The organism is Streptomonospora wellingtoniae, from assembly GCF_031845375.1.
Lineage (GTDB): Bacteria > Actinomycetota > Actinomycetes > Streptosporangiales > Streptosporangiaceae > Streptomonospora > Streptomonospora wellingtoniae.
Genome location: NZ_JAVREK010000098.1, coordinates 1 through 255, shown reverse-complemented (window position 1 = coordinate 255; position 255 = coordinate 1). Strand labels below are relative to the sequence as shown.

The window sequence follows — 255 nt, the reverse complement described above, 5'->3', positions numbered from 1 at the left end:
TGGCGGTTGTATTCGGATTGGCCGGGCAGGCGGGGGAAGAGGTGGCCGATCCGGCGCGGGGCCACGCGCAGCCAGTGGCGTTCGTCGTCGCAGCGCAGTAGGACTTGGGCGATGGCGACGCAGACCAGTTCGGCGTCGGTGAGCAGCGGCGCTGGCCCGCGTTTGCGCGGTTGCCGGGCCGAAGGCAGGACGTGGTCGTCCAGGTAGACATAGAGTGCGGTGAGAAGGGCGTCGAGGTCTTTGGTCACACTCTGA

General features: G+C 67.8%; 1 pseudogene. It reads right to left on the bottom strand.

The features are described 5' to 3' along the window. Positions 1 to 248, bottom strand: a pseudogene (locus RM446_RS24780) (IS982 family transposase); the annotation flags it as partial. Between the last annotated feature and the right edge of the window lie 7 nt (positions 249 to 255).